Raw genomic sequence first — 15371 nt, forward strand, 5'->3', positions numbered from 1 at the left:
GCAGGCTGCGGGCGTTTCGTCGGCGCGATGACGTCTCGCGGGCCAGAACGGGCGGGGTCAGTCCTCCACGACGCGTACGGCGATGTCGGAGCGGTACTGGCCGCCCTCGAGACCGATGCGACCGAGGGCCTCGTACGCGGCGGTGCGGGCCTCGCGGAACGTCGTCCCCAGCGCGACGACGTTGAGCACCCGGCCCCCGGTTGCGTGGAGTTCGCCGCCGCGCAGCATGGTCGCAGCGTGCGCGAGGTGCACCCCGTCGACCTCTTCGGCGTCGTCGAGACCGCGGAGGGGGCGGCCGGTGATCGGCGCCTCGGGGTACCCCTCGCTCGCCAGCACCACGGTGACTGCGGTCGCCTCGGCGAAAGCGGGACGCGGCTGGTCCTCCAGGGTGCCGGACGCCGCGGCCATGAGCAGCGTCGACAGAGGGTCGATGAGGCGCGGCAACACGACCTGAGTCTCGGGGTCGCCAAAGCGGGCGTTGAACTCGATGACCTTCACACCCGCCTCGGTGAGGATGAGCCCGGCGTACAGCAGTCCGATGAACGGGGTGCCCTCGGCATCCATCTGTCGGATCACCGGCTCCGCGATCTCGCGGGTGACCTGGTCGACGAACTCCTCTTCGCCGCCGAAGCGCTGCGCCAGCCAGGGCAGGGGTGAATACGCCCCCATCCCGCCGGTGTTCGGGCCCTCGTCGCCATCGCGCAGGCGCTTGAAGTCCTGCGCGGGGCTGAGGGGCAGGACGCTGTCGCCGTCGCTGAGGAAGAACAACGAGACCTCGGGGCCGGCGAGGAACTCCTCGATGAGAACGGGACCGGTCGGCAGATACGCCTCGGCATGCGCGAGGGCGGCGGCGCGGTCGGACGTGACGATGACGCCCTTGCCCGCGGCGAGCCCGTCGGCCTTGACCACGTGCGGGGCGCCGAGCTCGTCGAGCGCCGCCTCGACCCCGGCGAGATCGTGCGCGCGCACGGCTCGTCCGGTCGGCACGCCCGCGGCATCCATGATCCGCTTGGCGTACGTCTTCGAACCCTCGAGCTGCGCCGCCGCCTTGCCCGGACCGAAGACCGGGATGCCGCGCTCGCGCAGCGCGTCGGCGACGCCCGCCACGAGGGGAGCCTCGGGGCCGATCACGACGAGGTCGATCGACTCGGTCTGCGCGAACTCCGTGACGGCGGCGGGGTCGTTGGCGTTGAGCTCGACGACGTGCGCGTCGCGGGCGATGCCGGCGTTGCCCGGGGCGGCGTAGATCGCGTGCGAGACCTCTTCGGAGCGCAAGGCGAGGATGATGGCGTGCTCGCGCGCGCCCGAACCGAGGACCAGGATTCTCACGCCGCCAGCCTATCGACCGCCTGTCGCGCCCGCCGCCGCGGGCCGAACGCACCGCCTCCCGCCGCCGCGTCCCGCCTCCCGCGGCCGCGTCCCGCCTCCCGCGGCCGCGTCCCGCCTCCCGCGGCCGCGTCCCGCGCCGTTGAGTGTCCAGGACACGCGGACTCTTCGCGTGCGCATCCGCGTGTCTTGGACACTCAAGTCGGAGATGCGCCCGCACCCGCGGGTCACGCCCACGGCCCACCGCCTTCCGCCGCGTTGAGTGTCCAGGACACGCGGACACTTCGCGCCGGCGCCCGCGTGTTTTGGACACCGAAGCGGGGGACGCGCCCGCGTCCGCGTGTTTTGGACACCGAATCGGGAGGACGCGCCTGCGTCCGCGTGTCTTGGATAGCGGACCGGGGATGCGCCTTCCGCCGCGTGCCATACCCACGGCCCAGCGCCTTCCGCCGCGTTGAGTGTCCAAAACACGCGGACACTCCGTGCGCGCGTCCGCGTGTCTCGGACACTCACCTCGGGGATGCGCGCGCCGCCGCGGGCTGAACGCACCGCCTCCCGCCTTCCGGCGCGTTGAGTGTCCAGGACACGCGGACTCTTCGTGCCCGCGTCCGCGTGTCTTGGACACCGAATCGGGGGTTCGCCCCCCGCGCCCGCATGTCTGACACCGAATCGGGGGTTCGCCCCCGCGCCCGCACCCCCGCGTCTCGGACACCGCCCCGGGGGATGCGCCCGCCGGGCCGCAGCTCGCGGGTAGCGTGGATGCCATGCCTCCCCGCCGCATCGACACCGGAGACGGCCGCGCCGCGCTCGCCGTCGTCGCTGCGGGAGGGGCGCCTCGCGCCGCGACGGCGACCGCCGTGCGCTACCTGCTGCAGTTGCTGGTCGAGAAGGCTCCCGGCAACTCGGTCGAGATGCGTGTGCCCCCCTTCGGCGCCGTGCAGGTGATCGAGGGTCCTCGTCACACCCGGGGCACGCCGCCCAACGTGGTCGAGACCGACGCCGCGACCTGGATCGCCGTCGCCACGGGAGCCGAGAGCTGGGCGGATGCCGCCGCCTCCGGGCGCATCGTCGCCTCCGGTGTGCGCGCCGACCTCAGCGCGCTGCTGCCGCTGCGTCCGTAGCGCGCCGGCTGGGCGTACCCCCGCGCCGCCCGAGGCGCCGCGCACTCGTGCCGCGGCCACGCGGCGGCCGGCAAGCGCGCATCGCGTCAGCGCCGGACGGGGTCTCCGCCGTCGCCCCGGAGGAATTGCTCGAGCTCGCGCCGGGTCGGGGCCGCTTCCCAATCGCCGGGCACGAGACACGCCATCGCCCCGCACGCGTTGGCGCGCACGAGCGCGTCGGCGGTGTCGCGCCCCTCCAGGAACGCGCTGAGGTAGCCGGCGACGAACGCGTCGCCGGCACCGACCGTGTCGAGAGGGTCGATGACGAATCCGGGGGACTGCGTGACGCCCGTCCTCGTGACGACGGCAGCTCCTTCGGGTCCGCGCTTGACGATCACCTGCTCCACGCCGGCCGTGAGCAGCCCGCCCTCGGCATCCGCTCCGAGGAGCGCGAGCTCGTCCGCGCCGCCGAACACCAGGGTCGCGCGCTCCGCGACCCCGCGGAGGATCGGTCCCGCGACCTCGGGGGAGGCGAGGGCCGAACGGTAGTTGACGTCGAAGCTCACCGGCACACCGGCAGCGTGGGCGCGCTCGACCGACGCGACGATCGCGGCGTGCGCGCCGTCGGACAGCAACGGGGTGATCCCGGTCACGTGCAGGAGGTCGGCGCCCTCGATCCATCCGTCCGGAACGTCCGCGGTGGTCAGGCGGGAGCCGGCCGATCCGCGCCGGTAGTAGTGCACGGCAGTGGATGCCGCGGACGGGCGTTCCTTGAGCATCAGCCCCGTGGGTGCGTCGTCGTCGACGATGGCGCGTACGTCCAGCCCCTCGCCGCGCAGCTCGCGGACGAGGCGTTCGCCGAGCGGGTCATCGCCGACGCGGCCGAGCCACGACGTCGTGATGCCGAGGCGCTGCAGGCCCACCGCGACGTTGCTCTCGGCCCCGCCGATGCCGAGGGCGAGCGACGCGGCGTGGCGCAGCGATCCGATCTCCGTCGTTCGGGCGAGCGCCATGGTCTCGCCGAGCGTGATGACCGTGGGCATCAGGAAGCCCCCGCGCACACGTCGACGAATCGCGCGGCCCGTGCGCGCAGTCCGGCGCGGTCGCCGCCCCGGAACGCGTCGCCGAGAAGGGGACCGCCGACGCTGACCGCCACGGCGCCCGCCGCGAGCCAGGCGGCCGCTCCCTCGGCATCCACTCCTCCGGAGGGGACGACGGCGATGTCGGGGAACGGGCCTCGCAGATCGGACAGGTAGCCGGGGCCGACCTGGCCGGCCGGGAAGATCTTGACGGCCGAGGCTCCCGCCGACCACGACGCGAACAGCTCGGTCGGGGTGAGACCGCCCGGCACTATGGGCATACCGGCCGCGACCGCGCGCTCGACGAGCGCCGCGGAGGTGATGGGGGTGACGACGTACTCTGCGCCGACCTCGATGGCCCGTTCGAGCTGCGCGGGAGTCGTCACGGTGCCGATGCCCAGATCGAGGGCGTCGCCGAAGCGCGAACGCAGGTCGGCGAACCGGTCGAAGGTGCCCGGGGTGGTCAGCGTCAGCTCGACGCTGCGGATGCCGGCCTCGGCCAGCGTGTCGAGCACGGGCGCGTAATCCTCGGCGCGCGCGGCCCGCGCGACGACGACGAGCCGCGACGCCAGGGTGCGTGCGGGGAGGGCCTCACCAGTCATGCACGGTCCCATCGAGCAGGCGGTTCACGGGCAGATACGCCTTCGTGTACTCGTGGGCGCTCGCCGCCTCCTCGTCGAGCTCGACACCGAGTCCCGGCTCATCGCCGGGGTGCAGGAACCCGCGGTCGAAGGTGAAAGAGGTGCGGAACACCTCGAGCGTCTGCTCGTTGTGCGGCATGTACTCCTGGATGCCGAAGTTGTGGATCGCCAGGTCGAGGTGCAGGGCCGCTGCCATGCCGATCGGCGAGATGTCGGTGGGTCCGTGGATGCCGGATCGGATGCCGTAGATCGCGGCGAAATCGAGGAGCTTCTTCATCGCGGTGATGCCGCCCGTGTGCGTCACGGCGGAGCGGACGTAGTCGATGAGGCGCTCGGTGATGAGCGTCTGGTAGTCGAAGACGGTGTTGAACACCTCGCCGATGGCCAACGGCGTGGTCGAGTGCTGCCTCACCAGGCGGAGGGCGGCCTGGTCCTCGCTCGGCGTGCAGTCCTCGAGCCAGAACAGGTCGTACGGTTCGACGTCTTTGGCGAAACGAGCGGCCTCGATCGGTGACATCCGGTGGTGGCCGTCGTGGAGCAGGCGCAGGTCGGTGCCGAACTCCTCGCGGATCTTCGCGAACACACCGGGCATGTGATTGAGGTACTGGCGGGTGTCCCAGGTCTCCTCGGCGGGACGGTCGCCCGAGCGCTTCGCGGGCTCGTAGTCGTAGCGCACGCCCGGGCCCGCGGCCGAGACGCCGTAGATCTGTCCCAGACCCGGCACGCCGGTCTGCACGCGCACGGCGGTGAACCCCAGCTCCCGGTAGCCCGTGATCGCGTTGGTGAGGGCCTCGAAGTCGGTGCCGGAGGCGTGGGCGTACACGCGCACGCCGTCACGGCTCGCCCCTCCGAGCAGCTGGTAGAGCGGCATCCCCGCCTTCTTGGCCTTGATGTCCCACAGCGCCATGTCCACCGCGGCGATCGCGGCCATCGTGACGGGTCCGCGTCGCCAGTACGCACCCCGGTACAGGTACTGCCAGGTGTCCTCGATGCGGTCCTCGTCGCGGCCGACGAGCATCGAGGCGACGTGGTCGGAGAGGTACGACGCCACCGACAGCTCGCGGCCGTTCAGCGTGGCATCCCCCCATCCGACGATGCCGTCGGAGGTGACGACCTTGAGGGTGACGAAGTTCCGGCCGGGACTGGTGATGACGACGTCGACGGACTCGATGCTCATGCGGGGTCTTTCTGTTCGAGAAGGGGAGGGGCGGGGACGCGACGGCCCCGCCCCGGGGATCACATCGCCGCGCGCGGGTCGGTGAGGTCGCGGCCGGTCCACTCCGGCGCCACGAGAGCGGCGACCAGGGCCGATGCGGTGAACACGCCCATCAGCACCATGATCGGCACGATGCTGCCGGTGGCCGCGGCCACCCAGGCGGCCGCGATCACCGGGCCGATGCCGGTGGCGATGATGGCCGCGATCTCGCGCACCACGGCGGTGAGCGTGTACCGGTTGCGGGCGCCGAAGATCTCGGGGATCGAGATGTTCTCCATGGATGCCAGGCCCAGCACCGAGATGTTGTGGATCAGCGCGTAGCCGACGAAGATCCAGCCCACTTCCCGCGAGTTGATCAACAGCAGCGTCGGGACGATAAGCGCCAGCGAGAGCGCGGACATGACGATGTACATGCGACGGCGACCGAACCGGTCGCCCAGCCAGCCGACCACCGGGATGGTGATGAAGCCGAGGAGCGAGGAGACGATGACGACCTCGGGGCCGACCTCCTTCGACACGGCCAGGGTGATCGTGATGAACGAGATCAGGTACGTCTGCACGATGCCCGAGTTGCCCGCCTGCCCGAAACGCAGGAAGAACGACACGAGCACGGCCTTGAGGGGCTTGCGCTCCAGAGACTCGAGGGTGCGGATGTCGTTGGTCTCGGTGGCGACCTTCTTCAGCTCTGCACGGGAGAGCGCCTTGCCGTCGACGACGTCGGTGCGCTCTTCGAAGACGGGGCTCTCCTTGAGGTTGAAGCGCACCCACAGGGCGAACAGCATGATGACGGCGCTGCCGATGAAGGGGATGCGCCAGCCCCACGCGATGACGTCGCTCTCCATCATCACGGCGAGCAAAATCGCCCAGATGCCGGACGCGAACAGCGTGCCGCAGTTCGTTCCGAGGGCGACGAGGGAGGCGACGATGCCGCGGCGGTTGTCGGGGGCGTACTCGGCGAGCATGACGCCGGCGCCCGAGATCTCGGCGCCCGCGCCGAAGCCCTGCGCCAGCCGCAGGATCACCAGCAGGATCGGGGCGAGGATGCCGACCTGCTCGTAGGTCGGCAGGACGCCGATGAGCGTGGTCGCGGCACCCATGAGCAGGATCGTGTAGAACAGCACCTGCTTGCGGCCGATCTTGTCGCCGATGCGGGCGAAGAAGAACGCGCCGACCGGGCGGGCGACGTAGCCGACACCGTACGTCGCCATCGCGAGCACGACCGCCATGGCGGCGTCGCCGCCGGCGAAGAAGATCTGGCTGAACACCAGGGCGGCGGCCAGCGAGTAGAGCTGGAAGTCCATGAACTCCAGCGCTGTCCCGAGCCAACCGGAGACGGCGGCGCGGGCGAGGTCGCCCACGGACCGTTTGGCCGTGGGCGGGGAAGCCGACGCGTCGACGCCGGGCAGGGAAGAGCTGCTCATCGGATTACTCCTTCGTAGTGATGACGGGTGCTGCGATGACGGTGGGTCAGAGGGAGAGGAGGACCTTGGCGGATGCCGAGGAGTCGCGCGCCGTGGCGAACGCGGACTCCGCGTCGGTGGCGGGGACCACGTGCGAGATGACCGAGTCGAGGGTGTCGGTGGAGGCCAGGAGCGCGATCGCGTCGTCGATCTCGGTCGAGAAGCGGAACGCGCCGCGAATCGTGAGTTCCTTGGCCAGCAGGGGCGCGAGGTTGACGCCGATCTGGGCGTCGGGGAGCATGCCGACCTGGACGACCGTGCCGGCCCGGCGCGCGGCGCGCACGGCTTGCGTCAGCGCGACCCCCACGCCGGAGCACTCGAAGATGATGTCGAAGGACTCGGCGGCGATGTCGTCGGTTCCCACCAGGAACGTTTCCGTCGCGCCCAGCGCGCGGGCGCGCTCGAGGGGCTCGGGGCGGACGTCGCTCGCACCGACCACCGCCGCGCCGGCGTGCACGGCGGCGGCAGCGACGAGGAGGCCGATGGGGCCGGCGCCGACGACGAGCGCCCGCTTCCCTGTCAGGTCGCCGGCCAGGTTCACGGCGTGCAGGGCGACGGCGAGGGGCTCGGCCAGGGCCGCGCGCTCGAGGGGGAGCCCCTCGGGGAGGACGCGCACCATGTGCTCCTCGACGATGAGCAGCTCGGCCGCGCCGCCCTGACGGTGGGGGAACGCCGCCGCGCTCCCCAGGTAGTCGCCGCCGGGGCGGAGGTGGGGGCGCTCCTCCAGGCCGGGCACGGACGGGCCGAAGCGGGCGGGGTGGACCGTCACGGGGGTGCCCGGTGCGAGGCGCCCCGACGGGTCGAGGTCGACCTCGGCCGACAGCTCGTGGCCCGGGGTGAGGGGCTCGCGCACCGCGTACTCGCCGTTCTTCCCGTGGAAGTAGTAGTGCAGGTCGGAGCCGCAGACGCCGACGTACCGCACGCGCAGGCGGACCTCGCCGTCGCCGGGCTGCGGCTCGGGACGGTCTTCCCAGCGAATGTCTTCTGCGCCGTGGATCGCGAGAAGCTTCATCGCGTCTCCTTCGTGTCGTCGCGCTCTCGGGAGCGCCGGGGTGATCAGGGGGTGGTGGGCGCGAGCGTTCCGGATGCCGCGAGGCTCTCGGCGATGGCGCTGTCGACACCGCGCTGGACGATGGTGTCGACCAGGTCGCCGACGCGATCGACGAACACCGTGCGGTCGGCGAGATCTTCGCCGAACAGGTGCAGGTCGACGATGGCGCGTGCCGCGAGATCGCGTCCGGTTCGTGCGGGAACGGCCGTCAGCCGCTCGCGTGCGGGGTCGGTCATGGCGGCCGCGTGCGGGCCGGGATCGAACCCGGCGGGCGGGGCGATGCACGCGAGATACGCGGCGACGGTGAGCGCGATGAGGTGCGGGAACTCGCCGCCGTCGAACGCATGCGCGACGGGCCCGGGGATGCGCTGGCCCAGCTTGACCGAGCCGTCCGAGCCGACCTGGCTCGTGCGGTGCCCGAGCGCGCTGTTGCCCCACCGGGAGAACAGGTCGCGCTCGTACTGCGCGATGTCGATTCCCGCCGGCGCGACGACGGAGGGTTCGTACTCGCGGCGCAGGACGGCGGCCGCAGCTGCTTCGATCTCGCGCTGGGCGATGGCATCCGGGATGGTGGCCGCGCCGCGCAGGGCCCCGAGGTAGGCGATGAGGGAGTGCGTGCCGTTGAGAAGGCGCACCTTGAGGAGCTCGTAGGACCCCACCTCGTCGGTGAAGACCGCGCCGCCGGCTTCCCACGCGGGGCGGCCGCCCGCGAACCGGTCTTCGATCGCCCACATCGTGAAGGGCTCCGCCGGTACGGGGATGTCGTCGCGGACGCCGAGCAGGGTGTTCACGCGCTCCACGAGGTCGGGGGTCGTGGCCGGCACGATGCGGTCCACCATGCTGGAGGGGAACGTCACTGCTCCGTCGAGGAAGCGCAGGGCGTCGGCGCCTTCGGTATCCGGGAGCTCCTGCAGGAAGGCCCGCACGAGCTTCTCGGTGTGCGTGCCGTTGGACAGGAGGTTGTCGCAACTCAAGATGGCGATCGGCTCGGCGCCCGCCTGGGCACGTCGCTGCAGGCCCCGCGCGAGCTGACCGATGGTGGATCGGGGGTCGCCTCCGCGCAGATCCGCGGCGACGATCGGGTCGGTGAGATCGAGGCGTTGCGTCGACGGGGAGTAGCTGTAGCCGTTCTCCGTCACCGTCAAGGTCGCGATGCGGACCCGGCGGTCGGCGAGATCGGCGACGACCCGGCCCGGGTCGTCGGCGGCGACGTACGAGTCGGTGTGCACGCCCGGTACATCGAGCGCGGTGCCCTCGGGGGAGATCGTGGCGACGGAGTAGAGGTGGTCCTGCGCGTGCAGGGCGTCGACGATTCGGCGGGAGCGCGAGGCGACGCCGATGATCCCCCAGTCGCCGCCGGAGGCGCGCAGGGCGGCCGCGGTGTAGACGGCCTGATGGGCGCGATGGAAGCTGCCCAGACCGAGGTGCAGGATCCCGTGCCCGGAGAGGGCGGGTGGAACCGCGACGGAGGTGTGTGCACCACGGTGCAAGGCGGCGTTCATGCGGGGACCCCGGCGGTGCAGGAGGTCGACCCGGGGAGATCGTCGATGATCGGCATGAAAGCACTCTGACGGTTTTGTGCAAACTTGTCAAACATTTGCATTCGGCGATCACCGATGATGGAGACCTGGACAGGAAGGGGCGGCGGTGGCAACGAGTCTCACGGAAGTGGCCAAACACGCGGGCGTCTCGATCGCAACGGCGTCCCGCGCCTTCAGCGAACCCGACCGTCTGGCCTCGTCGACGCTCGATCGGGTTCGCCGTGCCGCCACGGAACTCGGGTACGCCACGCCGCAGGCCAACGTCGGCACCCGCACCATCGGAGTCGTGGTGCCGGATGCCGCCAACCCCGTGTACGCGACGCTTCTCAAGGCCGTTCAAGGGCAGGCCTGGCACGGTCGTCACCGGATCGTCCTCTTCGACACCGACGAAGACCTGCGCCGCGAGCGTGAGTCGATCGAACTGGTGCGGCGCCTCGACGGCTTGCTGCTGTGCTCGCCGAGACTCCCCGAAACCGAGGTCGTCACCCTGCTGGGCGATACCCCGACCGTCGTCGTGAACCGCTCGATCCGCGGAACGGTGAGCGTCGTCATGGACGCCGAGCACGGCCCCTCGCAGGCTGTCGAGCATCTGGCGGCCCTCGGTCACCGCCGCATCGCCTATGCCTCAGGTCCTCTCGGTTCCTGGGCCGACGACCGCCGCGCAGACACGGTGGAGCGCGCCTGCGAGCGATACGGCATCGGGCTGACCCGCCTCAGCCACCACGCTGCCTCGATCCAGGGAGGACGCGCGGCGGCGGCCGCCGCCGCCGCGAGCGGTGCCACCGCGATCATCGCCTACAACGACCTGGTCGCGCTCGGGCTCGAAGCGGGGCTGGCGGATCTCGGCCGCACGTGTCCGGCCGACGTCAGCATCGTCGGCATCGACGACATCGATCTGGCCGGTGCGGTCACGCCGAGCCTCACGACCGTCCGGATGCCGATCGCGCGGTCGGGCGCGCTCGCCGTGGAGCTGCTCCTGAACCTGTTGACCGGTGCTGGCGTCGATGACCCGCCCGAACTGCCCTCGCAGCTCATCGTGCGCGGCTCCACCGCCCCACCGAGGTCGGACGTCTCCTGATCTCCGCGACGCCGTCGGCCGTCGCGCGGCAGCCGCCCTCCCGCCGACCGCGCCGACGCCGCGGTGGCATCCCGAGCTCCTCGACGTCGTCGCATTCGCGGCCCGCGTCGGGCCCCGTGGTGGGACAATGTGAGCATGGCTGAGCAGCCCGCCCCTGAACGCAAGCCCCTCGTGCACGAGGAGATCGTCACGCTGCGCGTGCGGCGCGCCCCGAAGTACGGCGTCTTCTTGGCGGCCGGGGCCCTCCTGGGCATCCTCGCTGCGCTCATCCTGACCTTCGCGATCGACGGTGCCGACATCAGCCCGTACACCCAGGTCGTGTACACGCAGCTGCAGGTCTTCGGATTCACCGCGCTCATCTGCGTCGTCATCGGCGCGACGCTCGGTGCGGTCGCCGCCCTCGTCTCCGAGCGTGTCGTGGGGCGTCGCGTGCGCGACGTCGCCGTCGATCACGAGCGCTACCGCTACTGACGGTCGCGGGTCGCCGGTCAGGCCAGCTCGGCGATGATCGGATGGATGGCGGTGTCGAAGGCGACGACGTCGCTGCGCAGGCCGTCGGTGACCGCCACCGTCAGTGACCCGATCCACCACACCCCGCGCTGCGCGAGCGGGAGGACCTGCACGTTGAGTTCGAATGAGTGCGCCCGGCGTCCGACTCGCCGTTCGTGCTCGGCGATCGCGCTCGCATACGCACGGTAGGAGACGCCAGGTCGCGCGGTCTGCTCGCCCGCGTACCGGGCGTGGGCGTGGCGGGCGAACTCGACCGCCGGCGTCGCGTGGGGGAGGATCGCGTCGCGCAGAACGTCCGCGCGCCCGGTCGGCAATGCGACCAGGTCGTCGAAGCCCTCGACGAGTTCGAGCGGCACGGGCGAAGGATGAGCCAGCGGCTCGACCGTCATCGACCAGAATTCACGCCACTCGCGTTCGAGCAGTGATTGTTCGGCTTCGGAGCGGGGCGGACCTTCGTAGGCGGGCACGCGGCGCAGGGGCGGCACCTCGTCGGGAGCCCGGATGCCGCAGACCTGGCGCAGGTACAGCGCGACCAGCACGGGCACCGCCGCGTCCTCGCGGATCACCCACTCCGGCTGACCGGCCACCATGGCGCCATTGTAAAGACGCGCGTGGCGCCGAGGGGCGGTCCTTGCGCAGGACGGCCCCCTCGGCCTGCGCGGGAAGAGGCTGTCGGGCCGGGCGGGTAGTCTGTTCCGGTGGCCTCTGCTCCCCACGAAAACCCCTACTCCGCTGCCGGCGTCGACACCGCTGCGGGAGATCTCGCCGTCGAGCTGATGAAGTCGGCCGTGCGCCGCACCCACGGCCCCGAGGTGCTCGGGGGAGTGGGTGGTTTCGCCGGCCTGTTCGACGCCTCCGCGCTGCGCGACTATGCCCGCCCGCTGCTGGCGACCAGCACCGACGGTGTGGGCACGAAGGTCGCCATCGCACAGGCGATCGACAAGCACGACACCATCGGCGAAGACCTCGTCGGAATGGTGGTCGACGACATCGTCGTGGTCGGCGCCCGCCCGCTCTTCATGACCGACTACATCGCGTGCGGCAAAGTCGTTCCGGAGCGCATCGCCGACATCGTCGCCGGCATCGCCCGGGGGTGCGCAGCCACCGGCACTGCCCTCGTCGGTGGCGAGACGGCCGAACACCCCGGCCTGCTCGGCGTGGACGACTACGACGTCGCGGGCGCCGCAACGGGCGTCGTCGAGGCCGCTCGCGTGTTGGGCGCCGAGCGTGTCCGCGGCGGTGACGTGGTGCTGGCCCTGGCCTCGAGCGGGCTGCACTCCAACGGGTACTCGCTCGTTCGCCACATCGTCGCCGGTCGTGGCATCACGTACGGCTCGGCCTCCGCCGAACTGGGCGGCACCTGGGGCGAGGCTCTTCTCGAGCCGACACGGTTGTACACCTCGCCGCTCCTGCGTCTGCTCGACAACGCGACCCTCGGCCCTGGCATCCACTCGCTCAGTCACGTGACCGGCGGCGGCATCGCCGCGAACCTCGCGCGGGTGCTGCCGCAGAACACGTGGGTCGATGTCGACCGTTCGACGTGGAGCCCCTCGCCGGTGTTCCGTGTGCTCGCCGATCTGGGCGGGCTCGACCTCACCGCGACCGAGGGCACCTGGAACCTGGGCATCGGTTTCCTCGCGGTCGTCGCTCCCGAGATCGCGGATGCCGCGGTCGCGGCGCTGCGAGCCGACGGCATCGCGACGTGGCAGGTCGGGGTGGTGCGCGACGACGCGCGCCCCGACGGAGAGTTCGAACAGGGCGCGAAGGGCGTCGACGGGGGCGCCGTGCGCCTGGTCGGCGCGTACGCGGATGCCGGGGTCCCGGCGAACGGAGCGAAGTAACACTTCATGTGCGGCATCGTCGGCATGGCCGGGCAGGGCCCGGTCAACCAGGAGATCTACGACGCGCTCCTGCTCCTCCAGCATCGCGGCCAGGATTCCACCGGCATCGCGACGGCGGAGTCGAGCGGTGTCTTCCACATCCACAAGGCGCGCGGCCAGGTGCGCGAGGCGTTCCGCACCCGCGACATGCGCGCGCTGCTCGGCGACATCGGTCTCGGCCACGTGCGCTACGCCACGAAGGGCACCGCCTCCAGCGAAGAAGAGGCGCAGCCGTTCTACGTCAACGCGCCGTACGGCATCGTCCTGGTGCACAACGGCAACCTCACGAACACGCGTGAACTGACGAGCGAGCTATTCCACAAGGACCGGCGCCACCTCAACACGAGCTCCGACACCGAGCTGCTCGTGAACATCCTCGGTTCGGAGCTGCAGACCGAGATCACCGGTCCCGACCTCGATCCCGCACAGGTGTTCCGCGCCGTTGCGCGCGTGCACGAGCGCGTCGAGGGCTCGTACGCCACCATCGCGCTCATCGCGGGCTACGGGCTGCTGGCGTTCCGCGACCCGTTCGGCATCCGTCCCCTCATCCTCGGCCGGCGGCCCGCGCCCGAGGTGCCCGGCGGCGAGCCGCGCGACGAGTGGGTCGTGGCATCCGAGTCGCTCGTGCTCGAGAACGCCGGCTTCGAGGTCGTGCGCGACGTGGAGCCGGGCGAGGCGGTGTTCGTCACGCTCGACGGCACCCTGCACGCCCAGCAGTGCGCGCAGACCTCCACTCTTGCTCCGTGCTCGTTCGAGTACGTCTACCTCGCGCGCCCCGACTCGGTGATGAACGGCGTCTCGGTGTACGAGACGCGGCTGCGCATGGGGGAACGCCTCGCTGACACGATTGCGAAGTACACCCCGGCCGGGGCCATCGACGTGGTGATGCCGATTCCCGATTCGGCGCGTCCGGCCGCCATGCAGGTGGCCCGCAAGCTCGGCATCGAGTACCGCGAGGGCTTCTACAAGAACCGCTACGTCGGCCGCACGTTCATCATGCCCGGACAGGCCGTGCGCAAGAAGAGCGTGCGTCAGAAGCTCAACGCGATGTCGACGGAGTTCCAGGGCAAGAACGTCCTCCTCGTCGACGACTCGATCGTCCGCGGCACGACGAGTCGCGAGATCATCCAGATGGCCCGGGATGCCGGCGCGAAGAGCGTCACGTTCGCCTCGGCGGCGCCGCCCGTCCGGTACCCGCACGTGTACGGCATCAACATGCCGTCGCGGCAGGAACTCGTGGCCCACGGCCGCACGATCCCGCAGATCGCCGAGGAACTCGGTTGCGACTACCTCGTGTACCAGGAGGTCGACGACCTCAAGGCCGCGATCATGGAGGGCACCGATCTGGTCGACCTCGACATGAGCTGCTTCGACGGTCGCTACGTCACCGGCACCGTGTCCGAGGAGTACCTCGCCTGGGTCGAGGGAAGCCAGGAGTCCTGACACCGCGCGACCGGGGAGACCGGCATCTCGGATGCCAAGGCGCGAGGCGACACGGATGTCGAACGCGTCCGCGATGCTTTGCGAAGGAATCCGGGTTCTCCGAAGACCGCCTCGGCGGAGGTGATCCCACGCGGGCTGCCGGGTCGTCGGAAGAACGCCGACGCGGCCGAACGGGGAGAGGCTAGGCCTTCTCGTCCTCGTACTCGTCGGCGTACTGGTCGGCCCACTTGTCGACGTACGCGTCTTCACCCGATTCGGGTGCGCCAAGTTCGCGCTCGAGAGCGGAGTAGTTCACCGAGTAGGTGTCGTACTTCAGCTCACGGGCGATCTTGGTGTTCTTCGCCTTCTGACGGCCACGCCCCATGCGAGACCCCCTCACGATCGACGTCGAGGGCCACGCTCTGGGCCCTGCGTATTGCGGTTCCGGACCGAGCCGGTAAGAGTAACAGCCAGGATATCACGGTGCTTTCTGACCCCGGCTGTCGCCGGTCGACGCCGGGGCACCGCGCGAGCAGAGGAGCCCTGCCATGGCTGAGAACACCCCCGCCCCCACGTCATCGGGAGCAGTCATCGCGGGCGTCGTGCCGGGGCAGTCGCCCCGGGTCATGCGCGCCGCCGCACGGCAGGCGGCGATGGCCGGTGTCCCGCTCGTGCTCGCGCACGTCGACACGACGCGCTTCGTGGCGTTCGAGGACCCCGACGGCTACGTGAACCCCACGACGGTCGACGTCATCGGCGCCGCCGCGCGCGCGGCGCTGTCCGAGGTTCAGTCGGCGGCGGAGTCGACCCTGGCCGGCGAGTCCGTGCCGTGGTCGGTTCGTCAGCTCCTCGGGGATCCCGCACTCGCGCTCATCCAGCTCGCGGACGAGCTGGATGCGTCGCTTCTCGTCGTCGGCACGCGCAAGCGCGGACTCGGAGAGTCGTTGCGCGAATTCCTCACGGGCTCGGTCGCGGCGCGGCTCAGCCACCGCCAGCACCGTCCGGTGCTGGTCGTTCCGCTGGGTGAGCCGCTCGCGCCCGATGAAGAGCTCGTCTGGGAGTGAGGG

General features: G+C 71.0%; 15 protein-coding genes. 6 read left to right on the plus strand and 9 right to left on the minus strand.

Features of this window, described 5'->3' with window-relative positions; translation table 11 throughout:
• Window positions 1-57 precede the first annotated feature (57 nt).
• Window positions 58-1329 (minus strand): phosphoribosylamine--glycine ligase, encoded by a 1272-nt coding sequence (gene purD / locus MHY30_RS06280; RefSeq protein WP_239276021.1) that lies wholly within the window; start codon window positions 1327-1329, stop codon window positions 58-60.
• 761 nt (window positions 1330-2090) lie between these two features.
• On the opposite strand from purD, the gene MHY30_RS06285 reads away from it, so the two are divergent.
• Window positions 2091-2447, plus strand: a complete 357-nt coding sequence (locus MHY30_RS06285) for a sterol carrier family protein (RefSeq protein WP_239276022.1) — start codon at window positions 2091-2093, stop codon at window positions 2445-2447.
• An 86-nt stretch (window positions 2448-2533) separates the two neighbouring features.
• On the opposite strand, the gene MHY30_RS06290 is transcribed toward MHY30_RS06285, so the two are convergent.
• Genes MHY30_RS06290 through MHY30_RS06315 form a run of 6 tightly spaced genes read right to left on the minus strand, consistent with a single transcriptional unit; the run spans window position 2534 to window position 9375 of the window.
• The gene (locus tag MHY30_RS06290) at window positions 2534-3469 is read right to left on the minus strand and encodes a sugar kinase (RefSeq protein WP_239276023.1); all 936 of its coding nucleotides are present in this window, start codon (window positions 3467-3469) and stop codon (window positions 2534-2536) included.
• A complete protein-coding gene (locus tag MHY30_RS06295; protein ID WP_239276024.1) occupies window positions 3469-4107 on the minus strand; it encodes a bifunctional 4-hydroxy-2-oxoglutarate aldolase/2-dehydro-3-deoxy-phosphogluconate aldolase in 639 nt (212 codons plus the stop codon). Before MHY30_RS06295 ends, MHY30_RS06290 begins: the two co-directional genes overlap by 1 nt.
• Window positions 4097-5323 (minus strand): D-mannonate dehydratase ManD, encoded by a 1227-nt coding sequence (gene manD, locus MHY30_RS06300; protein ID WP_239276025.1) that lies wholly within the window; start codon window positions 5321-5323, stop codon window positions 4097-4099. The genes MHY30_RS06295 and manD overlap by 11 nt, the downstream gene beginning before the upstream one ends.
• A gap of 59 nt (window positions 5324-5382) precedes the next feature.
• Window positions 5383-6783: an MFS transporter gene (locus MHY30_RS06305; protein ID WP_239276026.1), complete on the minus strand. Its 1401-nt coding sequence runs from the start codon at window positions 6781-6783 to the stop codon at window positions 5383-5385.
• A gap of 46 nt (window positions 6784-6829) precedes the next feature.
• Window positions 6830-7834 (minus strand): L-idonate 5-dehydrogenase, encoded by a 1005-nt coding sequence (locus MHY30_RS06310; protein WP_239276027.1) that lies wholly within the window; start codon window positions 7832-7834, stop codon window positions 6830-6832.
• Between the two features lie 44 nt (window positions 7835-7878).
• Window positions 7879-9375, minus strand: a complete 1497-nt coding sequence (locus MHY30_RS06315) for a mannitol dehydrogenase family protein (RefSeq protein ID WP_239276028.1) — start codon at window positions 9373-9375, stop codon at window positions 7879-7881.
• A 145-nt stretch (window positions 9376-9520) separates the two neighbouring features.
• On the opposite strand from MHY30_RS06315, the gene MHY30_RS06320 reads away from it, so the two are divergent.
• Both MHY30_RS06320 and MHY30_RS06325 read left to right on the plus strand, forming a co-directional pair.
• Window positions 9521-10492: a LacI family DNA-binding transcriptional regulator gene (locus MHY30_RS06320; protein WP_239276029.1), complete on the plus strand. Its 972-nt coding sequence runs from the start codon at window positions 9521-9523 to the stop codon at window positions 10490-10492.
• Window positions 10493-10627: 135 nt separating this feature from the next.
• A complete protein-coding gene (locus MHY30_RS06325; protein ID WP_239276030.1) occupies window positions 10628-10963 on the plus strand; it encodes a potassium transporter Trk in 336 nt (111 codons plus the stop codon).
• 17 nt (window positions 10964-10980) lie between these two features.
• Here MHY30_RS06325 and MHY30_RS06330 read toward each other — a convergent pair whose 3' ends face one another.
• Window positions 10981-11592, minus strand: coding sequence for a zinc-binding alcohol dehydrogenase (locus tag MHY30_RS06330; RefSeq protein WP_239276031.1), 612 nt, complete (start codon window positions 11590-11592; stop codon window positions 10981-10983).
• Window positions 11593-11700: 108 nt separating this feature from the next.
• Here MHY30_RS06330 and purM point away from each other — a divergent pair, with 108 nt between their 5' ends.
• Both purM and purF read left to right on the plus strand, forming a co-directional pair.
• Window positions 11701-12843, plus strand: coding sequence for a phosphoribosylformylglycinamidine cyclo-ligase (gene purM / locus MHY30_RS06335; protein WP_239276032.1), 1143 nt, complete (start codon window positions 11701-11703; stop codon window positions 12841-12843).
• Window positions 12844-12849: 6 nt separating this feature from the next.
• Window positions 12850-14325 carry an amidophosphoribosyltransferase gene (purF, locus tag MHY30_RS06340; RefSeq protein WP_239276033.1) on the plus strand — a complete coding sequence of 492 codons (1476 nt, stop codon included), beginning with the start codon at window positions 12850-12852 and terminating at the stop codon, window positions 14323-14325.
• Window positions 14326-14506: 181 nt separating this feature from the next.
• Here the strand turns inward: purF and MHY30_RS06345 are convergent, their stop codons facing one another.
• Window positions 14507-14689 (minus strand): DUF3073 domain-containing protein, encoded by a 183-nt coding sequence (locus MHY30_RS06345; RefSeq protein ID WP_239276034.1) that lies wholly within the window; start codon window positions 14687-14689, stop codon window positions 14507-14509.
• A gap of 163 nt (window positions 14690-14852) precedes the next feature.
• Here MHY30_RS06345 and MHY30_RS06350 point away from each other — a divergent pair, with 163 nt between their 5' ends.
• Entirely contained in the window at window positions 14853-15368 is a 516-nt protein-coding gene (locus MHY30_RS06350) for a universal stress protein (protein WP_239276035.1), read from the plus strand.
• Window positions 15369-15371 lie beyond the last annotated feature (3 nt).

The sequence above is a fragment of the Microbacterium sp. ACRRU genome (assembly GCF_022346945.1).
Lineage (GTDB): Bacteria > Actinomycetota > Actinomycetes > Actinomycetales > Microbacteriaceae > Microbacterium > Microbacterium mcarthurae.